This is a genomic window from Mesorhizobium sp. M0854 (assembly GCF_040319815.1).
Classification (GTDB): domain Bacteria; phylum Pseudomonadota; class Alphaproteobacteria; order Rhizobiales; family Rhizobiaceae; genus Mesorhizobium.
The window spans coordinates 344,961-361,927 of sequence record NZ_JAMYOL010000003.1; the positions used below are offsets into that span (position 1 = coordinate 344,961).

Consider the following 16,967-nt stretch of genomic DNA (forward strand, 5'->3'; position numbering starts at 1 on the left):
ACCGTCTGCTGGACCAGAAAATCAGGCTCCGCGTCGCTCGCGAAAAAAGTCCTTCAGCAATGCTGCTGCTGCGTTCTCGGCCATGCCCGGATAGATGTCGGGCACATGGTGGCAGGTCGGTGACGTGAAGAAGCGAACGCCGTTGACCACTGCGCCGCCCTTCTCGTCCGCAGCGCCGAAATAAAGCCGGCGCAGCCTGGCGAAGGAGATGGCGCCGGCACACATGGCGCACGGCTCCAGCGTCACATAGAGATCGTGGCCGCTGAGCCGCTCGCTGGAAAGCTTGCGGCAGGCTTCGCGGATCGCCAGCATCTCGGCATGGGCGGTGGGATCGGCAAACTCGCGGGTGCGGTTGCCGGCACTCGCAACGACCGTATCGCCGCCGACGACGACCGCGCCAACCGGCACCTCGCCACGCTGGGAGGCGGCTTCGGCTTCTTTAAGCGCCAGCGCCATGAAATCCTGCCGCTTCACGCGGTTTCCATTCCGATTATCTCCTCGCCACTAGAGCGCGATCCTGTTACTACCCGCGCAAACGAGCAAAGGCCACATGGACGACAAAAACAAGAAATTCCCGCGCAATGCCGGCCCGAAGCCGGCAGGGTCGCGTGGTCGCGATAGCGCTCCCGGCAAGGGCGGCAAGCCGCCCTTCGGCGCCAAAAAACCCTACACTCCGCGCGGCGACCGGACGGCGGCCGCCGAAGGCGAACGGCCGAAGCGCGACTTCAAAGGCGGCGACCGGCCATTCAGCAAAGGGCCGCGTCCGGAAGGCAAGCCTTATGAACAGCGCGAGGGTCCACGCAAGCCTTATGCGCCGCGCGGCGACCGGCCGGCAGCTGCCGAAGGCGAGCGGCCGAAGCGCGACTTCAAAGGCGGCGACAGGCCGTTCAGCAAAGGGCCGCGTCCGGAGGGCACGCCTTATGAAAAGCGCGAAGGTCCGCGCAAGCCTTACACTCCGCGCGGCGACCGGCCGGCAGCTGCCGAAAGCGAGCGCGGCGAGAGGCGCTTCGACCGTCCCAAGCGTGATTTTGGCGGCGATCGACCGCAAGGGGCACAAAGGGCACAGGTGGCATCGGAAGGCGGCTTCAAGCCGCGCCCGCGTCGCGTCGAGGCAACGGAAGAAGCCGGCGAACGCATTGCCAAGCGGCTGGCGCGTGCCGGTCTGGCCTCGCGCCGCGACGCCGAGGAACTGATTGCGGCCGGCCGCGTCAAGGTCAATGGCAAGGTGTTGTCCTCGCCGGCCTTCAATGTCATGCCCGGCGACATCATCCATCTCGACGGCATGGAGATCCCGCCGATCGAGCGCACCAGGCTGTTCCTGTTCCACAAGCCGGCCGGCGTGGTCACCACCAACCGCGATCCCGAAGGCCGCAAGACCGTCTTCGATGTGCTGCCGCCCGGGCTGCCGCGGCTGATGACCATCGGCCGGCTCGACATCAACACCGAAGGCCTGCTGCTGCTCACCAATGATGGCGGCCTGTCGCGCGTGCTCGAACTGCCGGCGACCGGCTGGTTGCGACGCTACCGCGTGCGCGTTCACGGCAAGGTCGAGGAAAGCGCGCTTGCCGGCCTGCGCGAAGGCATTGCCGTCGACGGTGTCTTTTACGGCGCCATCGAGGCGACCCTCGACCGCGAGCAGGGTTCGAACGCCTGGCTGACACTCGGCCTGCGCGAAGGCAAGAACCGCGAGGTCAGGAACATCCTGGGCGCGCTCGGTCTCGACGTGACGCGGCTGATCCGCATTTCCTACGGGCCGTTCCAGCTCGACGATTTGCCGGAAGGCCATGTGCTGGAGATCAAGGGCCGCGTGCTGCGCGACCAGCTCGGCGAGCGCCTGGTCGAAGAGTCCGGCGCCAATTTCGATGCCGATATCGCCAAGCCGTTTTCCAACAAGCCGGTCAGGCGTGAGCGCGAAGAGGAGCCCGAGCGGCCGAAATTCACCCGCGACGGCGAACGCCGGCCGATCGGCGAGGGCGGCCTGATCAAGAACCGCAAGCGCCGCGAAGGCAGCCGCGACGAAGCGCTCGGCAAGCTGTCGACAAGCCCTGACAGGAGCTTTGGGCCAAAAAAGAGCTTTGGCGAGCGTGGCCCCAGACCTGAACGCAGCGACTTCGGGGACAAACCCCGCGGCGACAAGCCTCGTGGCGGCTTCGGTGGGAAAAAATCCGAACGCGAGCAGCGGCCGATCGAGCCGCCGGGCCAGCGCAAGGCCAATGTCTGGATGGCGCCGGGCGCACGGCCGATCGGCAAGGGCAGGGCGGAGGCAGACGCCGCCAAGGCGGCGGAAAACAAGGCGCGCAAGGCATCATTCAAGCCGTCTTACGGCAAGCCCGGCGGCAAGCCGCAAGGCGGCGGTGCAAAGCCGTTCGGCAAACCGCGCGGCGAGCGCCCGGATGGCGGTGGCGATCGGCCGCGCGGCGGCCCGAAGGGAAGCAATGCGGATCGTCGGCGGTGAGTTTCGCGGGCGTCCGCTGGCGACGCCCCGCACCTTTGCCATCCGCCCGACCACCGACCGCACGCGTGAGGCGGTCTTCAACGTGCTGGCGCATCGCTTTCCTGAAAAACTGGACGGCGCGCGCGTGCTCGACCTGTTCGCCGGCACCGGCGCGCTCGGCCTCGAAGCGCTGTCGCGCGGCGCCTCCTACGCTGTCTTCATCGAAGAATCCGCCGAAGGGCGCGGCCTGATCCGCAGCAATGTCGAGGCCTTCGGCCTCACCGGCCGCACCAAGATATTCCGCCGCGACGCGACGGGCTTGGGCGAGGCGGGCACCATCGCCGCATTCGGCCTGGTCTTTGCCGATCCGCCCTATGGCAAAGGCCTTGGCGAACGCGCGTTGGGCTCGGCCAAGGCCGGCGGCTGGCTCGCCCCTGGCGCGCTCTGCGTCGTCGAGGAAGCGGCGGCGGCGCCGTTCGAGGCAGGGCCGGGCTTTTCGGTTGTCGACGAGCGCAACTATGGCGAGACGGTCATCCGGTTCATCGAGGCCGCCTGAGTTCGGCTTCCACGGTGGCGCCTTCAAAATGACGAACAATTCGCTTTGCCTCGACCAGCAACCCCGCCTATCGTCCCACCACAAACCGGAGCCATCTATGACATTTCAGGCTGAATGGCTGCGCGGAACGCTCTTGGGACTGGCTCTGGTGATGGCCGCGCCGGCTCTGGCGGATAACAATCCTGACGATGGCGTCGTGACCGATTTCCTGCTCGACAACGGCATGGAGGTCGTCGTCGTCCCCGATCACCGCGCCCCCATCGTCACCCATATGGTCTGGTACAAGATCGGCAGCGCCGACGAGCCGCCGGGCAAGTCCGGCATTGCCCATTTCTTCGAGCATCTGATGTTCAAGGCGACCAGCAACCATGCGGCGGGCGAGCTCGACCGTGCCGTCGCCGCCATCGGCGGCTCGGACAACGCCTTCACCTCATACGACTACACCGCCTTTCACGAGACGGTGGTGCCGCAGGCGCTCGGTGAGATGATGGGCTTCGAGGCCGACCGCATGCGCAATCTCATCCTCAACGACGATGTCATCAAGACCGAGCGGGACGTCATCCTCGAGGAGCGCCGCTCGCGCATCGATAGCAATCCGCAGGCAGTGCTCGACGAGGAAATCGACGCCACGCTGTGGCAGAACCAGCCGTACCGCATTCCGGTCATCGGCTGGATGCAGGAGATGGAGAAGCTGAACCGCACCGACGCGATGGCCTTCTACAACAAATATTATACACCCAACAATGCCGTGCTGGTGGTGGCCGGCGATGTCGAACCGGAAACGGTCAAGGCGCTGGCCGAAAAGACCTATGGCAAGATCGCGCGCGGCCCGGATCTGCCGCCGCGCATCCGCCCGGTTGAGCCCGAGCAGAACACCAGGCGCACGGTGACGCTGACCGACGGGCGCGTCAGCGTGCCGAGCTTTACCACGCAATGGGTGGTCCCGTCCTATCACACGGCAAAGCCCGGCGAAGCCGAAGCGCTCGACGTGCTGTCCGAAATCCTCGGCGGCGGCAACCGCAGCCGGCTCTACCAGGAGCTTGTCGTCAGGCAAGGCATCGCCGCCGAGGCCGGCGCCTTCTTCCAGGGCACCATGCTCGACGACACCAATTTCACCGTCTACGGCGCGCCGCGCGGCGATGCCAAGCTTGCCGACATCGAGGCCGCGGTCGACGCCGAGATCGCCCGCATCGCGAAAGACGGCGTCACCAGCGACGAGCTGGAAAAATCCAAGGACCGTTTCGTACGTTCGATGATCTTTGCCCGCGACAAGCAGGAGGACATGGCCAACATCTACGGCTCGACGCTCGCCACAGGCGGTAACGTCCAGGACGTCCAGCAATGGCCGGACCGCATCCGCAAGGTCACCGCCGACCAGGTCAAGGAAGTCGCTGCCCGCTATCTCAATCTCGACCACGCAACGACCGGCTATCTTCTGCCGCAAACCCAGGCTGGGAATTGATTTGATGATGAGTTTGAGCGTCGGCGCCGCCCCTCACCTGCCTGCCGGCATCCTCTCCCCGTATACGGACGGGGAGAGGGGCGCCGTCATCGACGGTTTCGCTAATCTTCAGCGTTTGCAGAGCGAGCGCCGGGACAGCGGCCAGCCCCTTCTCCCCGTCACTATACGGGGAGAAGTGCCCGGCAGGGCGATGAGGGGCGGCGCCGACCTTGGCAATTGGCGCGCCGGCCCTCTTCTGGCCACCCTCATTCTCTCCCTCGTCTTTCTCCTCCTGCCGGCGCTTTCCGCTCGCGCCGCCATGAACATCCAGGAGGTGACCTCGTCGAAGGGCATCACCGCCTGGCTGGTGGAGGATTATTCGGTGCCGATCGTCGCTATCCGCTTCGTTTTCGATGGCGGCGCGACGCAGGACCCGCCCGGCAAGGAAGGGCTTGCCAATCTGATGAGCGGCCTGTTCGACGAAGGTGCCGGCAACCTCGACAGCGAGGCCTTCCAGATCAAGCTCGACGACGTCGGTGCAGAGATGAGCTTCGAGGCGCAGCGCGACGGCATCTACGGCTCGATGCGCATGCTGGCCGACCAGCGCGACGGCGCCTTCGACCTGTTGCGCGTGGCAGTCAACCAGCCGCGCTTCGACCAAGTGCCGATCGACCGCATCCGCGCGCAGATCCTGTCCGGCATCATCGCCAACGAGCGCGATCCCGATACGCTCGCCCAACGCAAATGGCTGGAAGCGATCTACGGCAGGCATCCCTATTCGCGGCCCGACCAGGGCACCAGGCAAAGCATCGCGACGATCACGCCGGCCGATCTCGCCGCCTTCCACAAGGCGAATTTCGCCCGCGACGGCCTGCATGTCGCGGTGGTCGGCGCCATCGACGCCGAGACGCTGAAGCAGAAGCTCGACCTGGTGTTCGGCAGCCTGCCGGAAAAGCAGGCGCTGACGCCCGTTCCCGACATCGAGCTGAAGCTCGGCCAGCAGCTCGAGGTCGTTTACGACCAGCCGCAGGCCTCGCTGCAACTCGCCTATCCCGGCGTGAAGCGGAATGCGCCGGATTTTTTCGCCGCGGTGCTGATGAACGAGATCCTCGGCGGCGGCACCTTCACCTCGCGGCTGTTCGACGAGGTGCGCGAGAAGCGCGGCCTGGCCTACAGCGTCAGCTCCGACCTCGTCGACCACCAGCATTCCGAGGCGCTGTCCATCACCACCTCGACCCGCGCCGACAGGGCGGCCGAGACGCTGGCCGTGGTGCGCGACGTGGTCAAGCGCATGGCCGAGGAGGGGCCGACCGAAGCCGAGCTGGCGGCGACCAAGAAATACATGATCGGCGCCTATGCCATAAACAATCTGAATTCCTCCGGCGCGATCGCCTCAACGCTGCTCGAGATCCAGCTCGGCAAGCTCGGCATCGACTACATGCAGCGCCGCGCCGCCCTGATAAACGCGGTGACGCTGGACCAGGTGAAAGCGGTGGCGAAAAAGCTGCTCTCCGCCGAGCCGGCCGTCATGGTGGTCGGGCCGAAGCTCGGCGCGGCCGACAAGGGATGAGCCCTAGCTTCGGCATCGCCTTTGGCGGCGGCGGGGCGCGTGGGCTGGCGCATATCCATGTCATCGAGGCTCTGGACGAGCTGGGCATAAGGCCGGCAGCAATAGCCGGCTCGTCGATCGGCGCCATCATGGGCGCCGGCATGGCCTCGGGCATGACCGGCAAGGACATCCACGACTATACGCGCTCGATCCTCGGCCGCCGCGCCGAAGTGGCGACGCGCATGTGGCGGGCGCGGCCCGGCACTTTTGCCGAGGCGATGCAGGCCGGCCTGCGGGTCAGCCAGTTCAATGTCGAGCGCATCCTCAAGGCGTTCCTGCCCGACGCCATTCCCGAGACCTTCGCCGAATTGAAGATACCGCTGAAGGTGACGGCAACGGACTTTTATGGCCACAAGCTCGCCGTGTTCGACGAAGGCGAGCTGCATTCGGCGCTGGCCGCCTCGGCGGCGATCCCGGCGGTGTTCCGCCCGGTGATGCGCGACGGCAGGCTGCTGATCGACGGCGGCATCTACAATCCCGTGCCGTTCGACCTGATCGAGCTCGACGCCGACATCATCATCGCCGTCGACGTGGTCGGCGCGCCGACTGAGGCCGGCCGCAAATTCCCGACCTCCGTCGACCTGATGTTCGGCGCCACGCAGCTGATGATGCAGTCGATCATCGCCAGCAAGCTGAACCAGAGCCGGCCCGACATTCTGATCCGGCCGGCCGTTTCGAAATACCGGGTGCTCGATTTCATGAAGGTCGAGGCGCTGATGGCAGAGACGGTGGCGATCAAGGACGAGCTGAAGCGCGAGATCGAGAAGGCACTGAAGGCGCGGGAAGACGCTGCGGTCGAGGGCAGGCAGCGGACGGTGTAGGGGCGCTGCCAATCTCCCCCCTTGAGGGGGAGCGCCGAAGGCGACAGAGGGGGTCGTCTCGCGTAATGCGCCAACCACCCCACTGCCGCAAGAGAGGAGCCGAGCCCGGTCGAACCGCCCCCCTCTGCCCTGCCGGGCATCTCCCCCTCAAGGGGGGAGATTGGCTCATCACGACTTCCCAGCCGCATACTCCAGCGCCACCACGCCGTTGCTGAATTGCCTGGCCGAGATCAGCTCGAGCGGCAATTGCGCGCCGGGCGGGAACAGCAGCTTGCCCTGGCCGACGGCACCGGGGTAGCTGAGCAGCCTGATGCGGTCGGCCAGGCCGTGGCGCAGCAATTCCTGCGCGACGCTGAGGCTGCCATGCACATAGATGTTGCCGCCGCTGCCTTGCTTCAGCCCTCTGACCGCGTCCGGCAACGCGCCCTGCAGCAGCTCGGCCGGCTGCCAGTCCAGCGCCTGCAAGCTGGTCGACGCGACATATTTCGGCAGCGCGTTGAACCGGTCGGCGAAATCTCCGGTCTCCTTGGGCCACGAGCCGGCAAAGATCTCATAGGTCGTGCGCCCCAACAGCATGGCGCCACTGTCGGCAAGCTCGTCGTCCTTGAACTTCTGCATCTCATCGTTCCAGGCCACGCTCGGCAGCTTCTCGACCTCGGCAATGCCATCGACGCTGATGAATTCGGTGATGATGAGTTTTCTCATGGCGGGTTCCTTTCTGGCAGGGCCGAATGGCGCGGGCCTTATGCGACATGCGCCGTCAACTAGCGCGGCGCTTTTTCAGGGGGAGGGTTTTCCCTGTTCGCTTCCAAAGACCGATACCGTGGGAAAAGCTTCTCCGACCTGCCCGTCGTTCGGTCATGCCACAAGGTCCGCATCGGGGGCCGGTCTTTTTTGCCGATTGGATCTGGGTCGTAGTCACCGGCTGCCTACAGGTTGGCAATTCCGGCTTTCAGCAGTCCTTCGCGGACGTGCTGCACATCAGACTCCTGGGCATAGTGCAGGGTGGCGATAAATGAATCGAGGTCGAATTGGGGATCGAGCGTTCTGATCTTGCCTAGATGCGCCGCGGCCGCGATTTCGTCGCCGAGCCAGCCGTAGCAGGCAGCGGCGAAAGCGTGCTGAGCCGAGTCCATGGTTGACAGATGCATGAAAGCTTCGATCGCCTCGCCATACTGGCGCGCGGCGAAATGCGCCTTTCCCAGATGGCTCCAGAACCTCTCCGGGTGGTGCGGGTTCAACTGCATTGCCTTGCGGATCCATTCAATTCCCTCTTCCGGCCTCCCGAGCCACGTCAATAACTCGCCTTGCTGCACCACCACGAGGTCGTAATTGGGATTGAGGGCCAGCGCCCGCTCTTGATGGTAGCGCGCTGTGGTCAACTCATTGTTGTTCACGTTCACGGCCGCGAGAATGCGATGGACATCGGCATCGTTGTTGTCCAGCGCCAGCGCCCTGTCCAGCGCCGCCATGATGTTGTTCCAGACGGCGTCCCTGTCTTCGCACCAGTTATGGACCCAGGCCTGGCCAAGAATGCAGGCCCGCCAGGCATGGGCATGGGCATAATCGGGGTCGAGCGTGACGGCCCTTTCTATCAAGGTTTGCGCGCGTTCATTATCCGCAACCGTGCTTCGGTGATGCAGCACCTTGGCAGCAAGCACACATTCATACGCGGCCATGTTTGCAGGTTTCGCCCGCGCGAGCTGGTCCCGCTGAGCCGCCTCGACACGACCGGGCAGCGTGGCTGCGATCGCCGCGGTCACCTCATCCTGAATCGCGAATATGTCGTCCAGCTTCCGGTCATATTTGTCTGCCCAAATATGAGCGTCATTCGCCGTGTCGATGAGCTGAACCGTCACGCGCACCCTGTCGCCGATCTTGCGGACGCTTCCCTCCACCAGGTATTGGACGGTGAGTTTCTCGGCCACCTCGCGCACATTCACGGCGCGGTTCTTGTAGACGAAGCTGGAATTGCGCGAGATGACGAACAGCTCATGGTGGCGGGACAGTTCGGTGATGATGTCCTCGGTCAGTCCGTCCGCGAAAAATTCCTGCTCGGGGTCGCCGCTCATGTTGGTGAATGGCAGCACCACTATCGAAGGTTTCGAGATGGATCGCTTCGCCTCGACTTCTGGCAGGGCAGGACTGTCAAACCCAACGCGATAGAGGCGAACCGGGCGGCTGATGTTCTTTAACGTCTTCTCGCCCAGGTCCTCCATGGCAATTTCGAGACGGTCGGCAATTTGGGTCGCCACCGCTGCGGTCACGCAGATACCGCCGACGTCGGCGAGTTGCTCGATACGCGAGGCAATATTGACGCCGTCGCCGAAAATGTCCTCATCGTCGAAAATGATGTCGCCGAGATTTATGCCGATCCTGAATTCGATACGCCGTTCTTGCGGCACATCCGAATTGCGCCGTTTCATGCGCTGTTGGATTTCCACGGCGCATTTCACGGCATCGGTCACGCTCTGGAACTCAACGAGCATGCCGTCTCCGGTGGTCTTGATGATCCGGCCCTTATTCTTCGCGATGGCGGGATCGACCAGTTCTATGCGATGGGTCCGAAGGCGTGCGAGCGTGCCGGATTCGTCGGCCTCCATCAGCCGACTGTAGCCCGCCATATCGGCAGCCAGAATTGCGGCTAGTCTCTGTTCCATCGCTTGAACCAAAAATCAAGCCTATCCTTCCTGGGTTGCCAAATCCAGCAATTTGGGCTTGTGGCTGAATCAAGACGTCTTCTACCGCAGCAGCGACAAAGGGCGGATCAAACCTTCCGCCTTCCGCCAGGTGGCTGCGAACTCGATCGCATCAATCGCGGGAGGGATCCGCGCGGCGTCAAGCTCGTCGAGGTGATATATTTCAGCAGCGCGTTGAACCGGTCGGCGAAGTCTCCGGTTTCCTTGGGCCACGAGCCGGCAAAAATCTGATAGGTCGTGCGCCCCAGAAGCATAGCGCCGCTGTCGGCAAGCTCGTCCTCCTTGAATTTTGCATCTCATCTTTCCAGGTCACGCCCGGCAGCTTCTCGACCTCGGCGATGCCATCGACGCTGATGAATTCGGCGATGATGAGTTTGGCATGGTGGGTTCCTGATGGTCGGAGGACGGATGGCGCTGGCGAACCGCTCCGTGAAAATAGCGCGGCGCTTTGTTGTTTTTGAGAATATCAGATGCGAGCCGGAACCTGAGGCCAGGGGGTAGAAAACTAATGAAATCTTTTGTGATTATGCCATAGGTTAACGTTTGATCACTCGTTAGTTGGTTTTTGGAATGGCTATTAATCAAATAAAACGTGAAATCCTCATCGATGAACCCTCCAGGGAAGATCAGTTCCATGGCAAGGGTCATGAACGGACGGCTGAAGCTCTCGCATCTGCGATAACGAATTTCCGAGGTGACGATCGTGCGATCGGGCTGGATGGTCCCTGGGGAAGCGGAAAGTCCACCGTGGTGGAGATCGCACGGCGAAAGCTGACCGAGAAAGGTACTCGTGGCGGCGTTCACCACAGCTTCTTTACCTTTGACATATGGCAATCCCAAGGTTCATCTTTTCGTCGTTCATTTCTCGAGCATTTTCTCGATTGGGCAAGGGCGACCTTTCCCAAAGAGGATAGCTTGCTTGAGGAAATAGAGCGGAAGGTAAAAGGAAAGGTTCGCGAGATCCAATCAACGAACCGATCCATGCTCGACTGGTATGGAATATGTGTAGTCCTCTTGATACCGCTTCTTCCCGTATATTATTTTTGGGCAAAATCAGCTTTTGACGCTGGCGCTTTTTTACGCTCGTGGCCATTCATTTTTATGCTTGCGTTTCTTGCTGTTGCGTTTTGCAGAGCATGGTGGAGATTCGGTCACTCTCATGACAGAATTAGTTTTCGTGACGCATTATCACAAACGCTTCTGATTAGTGCAAAACAATACGAGGATCAAAAGATAACTCAGCATATCCGCGAGACAGATCCGAATGATTTCGAGTTTCAGAGTACTCTTCGTGAAATCCTCTCCGTAATTCAATCTGACAAGTCACGCGTAATCATCGTTCTCGACAACATCGACCGACTCCCAAAGAAGGAAATCAACGAATACTGGGCGCTCGTCCGCGCCGTTTTTTCCCGCGGCCCGCTATCGAGAAACTCGGGAGCGAAAAATCCCGTGACCGCCATAGTGCCATACGACCGGCGCCTAATTGAGGGAGGCTACAGGATAAGGGAGGAGAAGCACGATAAGAGAAAACCTCAGTCTGAAATCTCGTCCCTAAGCAATAGAGAAATATTTTCAAAGACATTCGACGAAATTCTTGTGGTTGCGCCACCTGTAATGTCAAATTCTCGGGAATTCTTTCATGAGAAGATAAACAAGGCTCTGCCGGATATTACGGAAACCGACGATCTTTTTCGCGTTTATCTAATATTCAACAGAATCCTAAAAAATGAAAATGGCAACGCCACCCCGCGTCAAGTCATAGCGTTCATAAATGAGTTGACTGGAATGTATGTCCTTCACGAAGGGCGTTTTGGCCTTCCAACAGTAGCCGTTTACATTGCATATCAAGATGCCCTGGAAGAAGCCCCAGATGCCCTAAATCAGCCGTCTTTTGTTGATGATCGGCTGCGTGCGTTAGCGGCGGACTTAGATCTTGATAGAAATCTCGCAGCGATGATTTTTAACGTTGAGCCAAATCTAGCGTTCCAGCTTCTTCTTGACGAAAGGATCAAGTCTGCGGCAGTCCAGGGCTCAAGTGAGCTGATCGAAGTTTCGAAGTCACCGGGTTTCGATCTTCGCGTGAGCGACGTGGTCGAGAACAACGTCAAGGAATGGCAGACCAGTGGTGAATTCGGCGCTGTCGTGAGTAATTTCGCGGACTTGGCAGCAGTCTACTCCGGAGACGCAACGAGACATTTTTCGAGGTCGATAGTTTCGGCGTTCCGGGATTTGAGGTTGGTTGATCTTTCGGAACGACGGTACACACCGCTATTTCGCGTTTTCGATATGTGCACTGTTGACGAACTGCCTGTGTTGACTTCGCGTATCCTAAAGTGCGGGTTGGCGTCGTTGGACGGCAAGGATCTCGGTATCGAAATGGGCCGCAACTGGGCCACTTTCATTGGTGGAATCCGTCGCGCGCTTGAAAGCAAGGAGCGGGAAAAAGTTTTGGGAGAGTCGATGTCGGCTCTGCCACCTCCGTCCGAGCCGAACTTCCTTTTCGGCGTCGCCGCGAATGTAGCGGACGTAAAACTTTCACTCGCTCTTTTCAAACCAGGTAAACTAGATTTACCTGCAGGTGAACCATTGTTGGAGACCCTCGCTGTCGACTATCCTGATGCGGCAAGAAAAGCATTTTCAGAGTTCAAGTCGACCTCGCTCTTAAAAGATGAAGCCTGGGTATCGATCGCAAACGCACTGCGAGGGCCGCTACTTGCGGTCGACGTAACAGAATTCGATGACTATAAGTCTCAGATGGACCTGCTGGCTGAAATAGTTACATATTTGCCAAGCGCCCGTCGCGATGACGTAGACATTGCGTCCTTGTTCGGGAGTGCTGAATTCTACAAAAATATTGGGCAGGGCATAAGTGAGAACAAAGGCGATGTTGCCCTGGCGAGCACAGTATTCCTTGCTTTCCTAAGTTACAGATCAGCAGGCCTCCCGATGCCAACACGCCGGGCAGCAAATGGTCAACGGATCCAGGAGAATTCGGAGGAATACGCTTGGTTTAAGGGCATATTCGACGGAGGCGCTGAATTAACCGATGATCAGTACATACGGGTTGCAACCCTTGCAAAAAATGCGCGGGTGATTTCTGATTGGTTGGGGATTGCTTCTTCCGCGCCGGATGATCAGCTACTTCGCAGCATAATTAGAGTTGCGTTTGTTTCCGGCAATCTTCCGTCCATAAATCTCGCGAACCTTCTGAAATATTATGGCGTTGTGGCCCTCTCTGTTGGCGACGAGATCCAGTCCGTATTGAACCGCTTTGACTCGCAAATTCGCGACGAAGAAATTTCCAAAGTCAAACTTGATGAATGTCCTGTTGAAGTGGTGCGTGCTTCGTTTCAGAGCGACGGAGTTCGGTGGCGGCTCTTTCATCAAAGGATAGCAGACTTGCTTACGGGGGTGCCGGCGAACGAGTGGAGCACGCATCTGGCAGGAGGAGACCATGTGGCGCGCACGTTGCTGGAAAAGATCTCGACATCAGGTTATGTGTCTCTCGACCCTGCTTTTCGCGTAGCTTTCTCGGAATTTGTACTCGGTGTACTTGCGGGACGTGTTGTCATTGTAGACGCAGCGTTGGACTACGACCTGTTGCTCGATGCTATCGACAAAGACTTCCATTCCGACATTTTTCGGAAGCTGCGGGAGGATTTGAAAGACGTGACTACGACAACGCTCACTGTCGCGACAGCCGCTTTCCCACGAATTATGGATCAGCTGCTGAACGTGGGAGAAAGGATTTCGCGCCAGGAGAAGGACAATCTGATTCGATATATCTTGTGCGCAGCGTTGGAGGCAGACAATCGCAAGATATTAAGAGGATTTGCCGGCCTTGGACGGACGAAGGTAGCCGACTTCATAAGGCACTCGGAGGAAAGCACCAGAGAAAAGGTTAAAGGTGCATGGGGCGTTTTCTCTAATTCAGGTTCCGACCGGGATTGGAGTAGGCAGATTGGCGAGCTCCTACACGGCAAGCGGAAAGCTAAATCACTGTTTGACATAATTTGGGGAACGGGCAGGGACGACGAAGAGGAAGCTGCATAGCCGGATTGTTGCCTTTTCCCAGACCACCCGGCACCGCTGACCTCACATCCAGCACCCGTCCGGGCCATAAGAGAAAAGCTTTTCTCAAATGGGAGGATCGATATCCGAATCATGGCGTCCGACGTACAGCCAACGCCCGCCAAGCAGCCGGTCACGCTCCGTGAAGTGGCGGCACTCGCCGGCGTCAGCGTCGCCACGGCGTCAAAGGCGCTGAACGGGCAGGGGCGGATGACGGCCGAGACGCGGACCCGGATTCGCGGGACGGCGCAGCGGCTTGGCTTTCGCCCGAACAGCCTGGCGCAGAGCCTGTTGCGGCGGCTCCTTTACCGTCGGGCCCGCTGACCAACCACTTATCGCCGCGCCTTCGGCGCGCATTTGTGACGGTCACCGCCCTCATTAAGCAACTCTGATCCCAAATATCATCGTGCGATGCCAAGCCGTTGTGGGAGGGGATGCGGATAGCGTCAGCAAAGCGGAACAATCCGGCAGCCGGCGGGTTTGTAGGATGAAGGGCGATCTGTTTCGGAGGAAGATTACGATGAAACGCGTCCTTGCCCACCATGCGGTGCGACTGATGCTCGGCGGCGTAACCGCCTGTCTGCTCACGGTCGTCGAGATTCCCAACCCGATCATGCCGTTGTCGCCTGTGTCCGAGGCAAAGGCTGCCACCACCGTTTCGATCAGCACATTCTACGAAGACCTGTCTTCCTATGGTGATTGGGTCTCGTATCACGGAGCGACCGTTTTCGTGCCGGTTGATGTACCTGACGGTTGGCGTCCGTATACCGTTGGACACTGGGCCTATACCGAGCAGTATGGCTGGCTGTGGATATCCGACGAGCCATTCGGCTGGGCGACGTACCATTACGGCCGGTGGGGCTATGCCGACGATATCGGCTGGTACTGGGTTCCGGGCACTCGCTGGGCGCCAGCATGGGTGAGTTGGCGTCGTGACAGAGAGCACATCATTTGGGCGCCGCTGCCGCCCCGCCGCGATCCGGATTTGATTTCAATCGAGGTGACCTTCGACACGACGCCGGATTATTACTGGGTTGTGGTCCCCACCCGCGAATTCCTTGCCGCGGACATTTCTGTGGTCGTTATTCGTGATGAGCCGGAGTTTGTGCGCATTGTCGAGGCGGCCGAACCGGCCGGCGACGTGACGATCCAGAACAATTTGGTGATCAACAAAGTCATTGATGTCGATGTGATCGAAAAGGAGACGAACCAGAAGGTGACTGCCGTCAAGGTCAGCAAGACCGACGCGCCCGAGCAGTCCGGCAAACTGGAAAACGATACGGTCGCTGTCTTTGAGGGCGAGGTGAAAGCCGACCCTAAGGCCAAACCAGCTAAGCTCAAAGACATCGAAGAGGTGAAGCAGGTTCAGGCTGGCCGGAAATCGAAGCCGACCGAAGGCGCTGCAACGACCGAGCAGGCCAAGCCCGAAGAAACCGCCAAGCCTGAGAAGCCGAAGGCCAAGGAGCAGCCGGCCACCGAGCAGCAGCAGGCCGAGCCCGGCAAGGCGGCCAAGCCTGAGAAGTCGAAGGCCAAGGAGCAACCCGCCGCCGAGCAGCAGCAGGCTGAGCCCGAACAGACGGCCAAGCCTGAGAAGCGGAAGGCCAAGGAGCAGCCCGCCGCCAAGCAGCAGCAGGCCGAGCCGGAACAGGCGGCCAAGCCTGAGAAGCCGAAGGCCAAGAAGCAGCCCGCCGCCGAGCAGCAGCAGGCCGAGCCCGAACAGACGGCCAAGCCTGAGAAGCGGAAGGCCAAGAAGCAGCCCGCTGCCGAGCAGCAGCAGGCTGAGCCGGAGCAGGCTGCCAAGCCTGAGAAGCGGAGGGCCAAGGAGCAGCCAGCGGCCGAGCAGCAGCAGGCCGAGCCCGAGCAGGCGGTCAAGCCCAAGCCACAGAAACAGAAAAACAAGGCGTGCGATCCACAGACTGAGAACTGCTAGTTCTGCGGGTAGACTGCGGCACCGCGATTATTCGGTCGCGGTGCCCGCTGAACGGCAATGCACGCCAAAGCTGCTCGCCCTCTTTCCTTCGGGCCGCCATGGCAGATCCTGGACCCAGGGCAGCGAGTCGTAGTTGACTGCCGAGCATGCCTGTAACCAGGCCATTCCCTCTTGCCATCCTTGCATCGTTCCCCTAATCTTCCTTTTGAGAAAACCTTTTCCCAACTCTGCCGGCATCCGCTGACTTCACCATTCAGCGGCTCGCAGGCCGATAAGAGAAAAGCTTTTCTCAAATGGGAGGATCGATATCCAAATCATGGCGTCCGACGCGCAGCCAACGCCTGTTTCTGCCAAGCAGCCGGTCACCCTCCGTGAGGTGGCGGCACTCGCCGGCGTCAGCGTCGCCACCGCCTCAAAAGCGCTGAACGGGCAGGGGCGGATGACTGCCGAGACGCGGACGCGCATTCGCGAGACGGCGCAGCGGCTTGGCTTTCGCCCGAACAGCCTGGCGCAGAGCCTGTTGCGGCGGCGCTCCTTTACCGTCGGGCTTTTGACCAACGACACCTATGGCCGCTTTTCGCTGCCGCTGATGGCCGGCGTTTCCGATGCGCTCGTCGATGCCGGCGTCTCGGTGTTTTTGTGCAATGTCGAGGACGACCCACGCCTTGCCCAGTTGCATGTCGATGCCATGCTCGACAAGCGCGTCGACGGCATCATCGCCACCGGCAAGCGCATCGATCGCCATCTGCCGGTCGACCTCGCCAATCTCGGCATTCCGGCGATCTACGCCTTTACCGAGCCGGATCCCGGCGCCATCGCCTTCGTCTCCGACGATGCCGGCGGGGCGCGGCTGGCGGTCGAGCACTTTTGCCGGCTTGGGCGCCGGCGCATCGCCCATGTCACCGGTCCCGCAAGCTTTGCCGTGGTGCATGCCCGCGCCGAGGCCTATCGCGAGGTACTGGCCGAGAACGGCCTGCCCGTCATGGAGCCGCTGCTCGGCCCGTGGTCGGAGGCCTGGGGCCACGAGGCGGTCAAGAAGCTGTTCGACGGTGAGGGTTTCGACGGCACGCGCGAAAAACCCGATGCGGTGTTTTGCGGCAACGACCAGATCGCGCGCGGCGTCATCGACGCTTTGCGCGAGCGCGGTATCGGCGTGCCGGACGAGGTCGGCGTCATCGGTTTCGACAATTGGCAGATCGTCGCCGAGGCAACCCGCCCGCCGCTGACCTCGGTCGACATGAACCTTTCAGCACTTGGCCGCGAGGCCGGCCTTGCCTTGCTTTCGCTCGTCGGCGGCGAACCCGCTTTGCCGGGCATCAGAAAACTGCCGTGCCGGCTGGTGGTGCGTCAGTCATGCGGCCGTCCGCCGGACGGCTGAACGAAACGGGCCGTGTCGATAGTCA

At 60.9% G+C, this 16,967-nt stretch carries 11 protein-coding genes and 1 pseudogene; 9 read left to right on the plus strand and 3 right to left on the minus strand.

Going from position 1 to position 16,967, the window contains the following annotated elements; translation table 11 throughout:
• Positions 1-21: 21 nt before the first annotated feature.
• Positions 22-474, minus strand: coding sequence for a nucleoside deaminase (locus NKH99_RS07470; RefSeq protein WP_352770845.1), 453 nt, complete (start codon positions 472-474; stop codon positions 22-24).
• A 76-nt stretch (positions 475-550) separates the two neighbouring features.
• Here NKH99_RS07470 and NKH99_RS07475 point away from each other — a divergent pair, with 76 nt between their 5' ends.
• The 5 genes from NKH99_RS07475 (at position 551) to NKH99_RS07495 (ending at position 6,861) form a co-directional block, all read left to right on the plus strand.
• Positions 551-2,455 carry a pseudouridine synthase gene (locus tag NKH99_RS07475; protein WP_353013391.1) on the plus strand — a complete coding sequence of 635 codons (1,905 nt, stop codon included), beginning with the start codon at positions 551-553 and terminating at the stop codon, positions 2,453-2,455.
• Entirely contained in the window at positions 2,436-2,990 is a 555-nt protein-coding gene (gene rsmD, locus NKH99_RS07480; RefSeq protein ID WP_353013393.1) for a 16S rRNA (guanine(966)-N(2))-methyltransferase RsmD, read from the plus strand. Before NKH99_RS07475 ends, rsmD begins: the two co-directional genes overlap by 20 nt.
• 97 nt (positions 2,991-3,087) lie before the next feature.
• The gene (locus NKH99_RS07485; RefSeq protein ID WP_352817440.1) at positions 3,088-4,452 is read left to right on the plus strand and encodes a M16 family metallopeptidase; all 1,365 of its coding nucleotides are present in this window, start codon (positions 3,088-3,090) and stop codon (positions 4,450-4,452) included.
• A 190-nt stretch (positions 4,453-4,642) separates the two neighbouring features.
• Positions 4,643-6,001 (plus strand): M16 family metallopeptidase, encoded by a 1,359-nt coding sequence (locus NKH99_RS07490; RefSeq protein WP_353013568.1) that lies wholly within the window; start codon positions 4,643-4,645, stop codon positions 5,999-6,001.
• Positions 5,998-6,861, plus strand: coding sequence for a patatin-like phospholipase family protein (locus NKH99_RS07495; protein WP_352770851.1), 864 nt, complete (start codon positions 5,998-6,000; stop codon positions 6,859-6,861). Before NKH99_RS07490 ends, NKH99_RS07495 begins: the two co-directional genes overlap by 4 nt.
• Before the next feature lie 168 nt (positions 6,862-7,029).
• On the opposite strand, the gene NKH99_RS07500 is transcribed toward NKH99_RS07495, so the two are convergent.
• Both NKH99_RS07500 and NKH99_RS07505 read right to left on the minus strand, forming a co-directional pair.
• Positions 7,030-7,566 carry a dihydrofolate reductase family protein gene (locus NKH99_RS07500; protein ID WP_353013395.1) on the minus strand — a complete coding sequence of 179 codons (537 nt, stop codon included), beginning with the start codon at positions 7,564-7,566 and terminating at the stop codon, positions 7,030-7,032.
• 224 nt (positions 7,567-7,790) lie between these two features.
• Positions 7,791-9,521 (minus strand): adenylate/guanylate cyclase domain-containing protein, encoded by a 1,731-nt coding sequence (locus NKH99_RS07505; protein ID WP_353013397.1) that lies wholly within the window; start codon positions 9,519-9,521, stop codon positions 7,791-7,793.
• Between the two features lie 609 nt (positions 9,522-10,130).
• Between NKH99_RS07505 and NKH99_RS07510 the strand changes: the two genes are divergently transcribed.
• The 4 genes and pseudogenes from NKH99_RS07510 (at position 10,131) to NKH99_RS07525 (ending at position 16,942) form a co-directional block, all read left to right on the plus strand.
• Positions 10,131-13,616 carry a P-loop NTPase fold protein gene (locus NKH99_RS07510; RefSeq protein WP_353013399.1) on the plus strand — a complete coding sequence of 1,162 codons (3,486 nt, stop codon included), beginning with the start codon at positions 10,131-10,133 and terminating at the stop codon, positions 13,614-13,616.
• 111 nt (positions 13,617-13,727) lie between these two features.
• A pseudogene (locus tag NKH99_RS07515) lies at positions 13,728-13,950 on the plus strand (LacI family DNA-binding transcriptional regulator); the annotation flags it as partial.
• Between the two features lie 204 nt (positions 13,951-14,154).
• Positions 14,155-15,564, plus strand: a complete 1,410-nt coding sequence (locus tag NKH99_RS07520; protein WP_353013403.1) for a DUF6600 domain-containing protein — start codon at positions 14,155-14,157, stop codon at positions 15,562-15,564.
• A 316-nt stretch (positions 15,565-15,880) separates the two neighbouring features.
• Positions 15,881-16,942: a LacI family DNA-binding transcriptional regulator gene (locus tag NKH99_RS07525; protein ID WP_352873975.1), complete on the plus strand. Its 1,062-nt coding sequence runs from the start codon at positions 15,881-15,883 to the stop codon at positions 16,940-16,942.
• Positions 16,943-16,967 lie beyond the last annotated feature (25 nt).

Coding starts and splice junctions, on each gene's coding strand:
- NKH99_RS07475 (WP_353013391.1), top strand. CDS start 551: ATGGACGACAAAAACAAGAAATTCCCGCGCAATGCCGGCCCGAAGCCG.
- rsmD (WP_353013393.1), top strand. CDS start 2,436: ATGCGGATCGTCGGCGGTGAGTTTCGCGGGCGTCCGCTGGCGACGCCC.
- NKH99_RS07485 (WP_352817440.1), top strand. CDS start 3,088: ATGACATTTCAGGCTGAATGGCTGCGCGGAACGCTCTTGGGACTGGCT.
- NKH99_RS07490 (WP_353013568.1), top strand. CDS start 4,643: ATGAGGGGCGGCGCCGACCTTGGCAATTGGCGCGCCGGCCCTCTTCTG.
- NKH99_RS07495 (WP_352770851.1), top strand. CDS start 5,998: ATGAGCCCTAGCTTCGGCATCGCCTTTGGCGGCGGCGGGGCGCGTGGG.
- NKH99_RS07500 (WP_353013395.1), bottom strand. CDS start 7,566: ATGAGAAAACTCATCATCACCGAATTCATCAGCGTCGATGGCATTGCC.
- NKH99_RS07505 (WP_353013397.1), bottom strand. CDS start 9,521: ATGGAACAGAGACTAGCCGCAATTCTGGCTGCCGATATGGCGGGCTAC.
- NKH99_RS07510 (WP_353013399.1), top strand. CDS start 10,131: ATGGCTATTAATCAAATAAAACGTGAAATCCTCATCGATGAACCCTCC.
- NKH99_RS07520 (WP_353013403.1), top strand. CDS start 14,155: ATGAAACGCGTCCTTGCCCACCATGCGGTGCGACTGATGCTCGGCGGC.
- NKH99_RS07525 (WP_352873975.1), top strand. CDS start 15,881: ATGGCGTCCGACGCGCAGCCAACGCCTGTTTCTGCCAAGCAGCCGGTC.